We start from the raw sequence: 416 nt of genomic DNA, 5'->3' as shown, positions 1-416 counted from the left end.
AAATACTGGGATACCTGTGAGACAAAAAATTCTAGTTTTTCAATCTTATCATTCAAATCCTGAATACCCGACTCGATTTGAAACTTGGTATTGTAGAGGATGGTCTTCTCAGAGAAGGCTTTCCCCCAATTGAGACTAAAGAGGTCTGTGATTTGATTTAGCCAGTTCTCCCTCACTTGAATCTGAGCTTCTACGATAGCTAACTGCTCTTCTCTCAGCTTTTTCAATTCCTTAAGCTGGTCTAGGTCCAAATCTCCATATCCAGAGATCTGAGCATCCGCATCTTTGTAGGATGTCAACTCTAGTTGGATATCATCTATCGCTGCTTGTAACTTCTTGATGCTGGGGATGATAATCTCTATAAAGAGACCTTTACCAGCTGTGTAGGCTGCTCCTGTCAACTCACCTGAGTCTAA

1 pseudogene is annotated in these 416 nt (G+C 41.3%); it reads right to left on the bottom strand.

What is annotated here, in order from left to right:
* Positions 1 to 416 (bottom strand): annotated as a pseudogene (locus CBI42_RS11415) (virulence protein); the annotation flags it as partial.

This window comes from Streptococcus sp. KR, from assembly GCF_002238115.1.
In the GTDB taxonomy this organism is placed as follows: Bacteria; Bacillota; Bacilli; order Lactobacillales; family Streptococcaceae; genus Streptococcus.
This window is presented reverse-complemented; position numbering and strand designations above follow the sequence as displayed.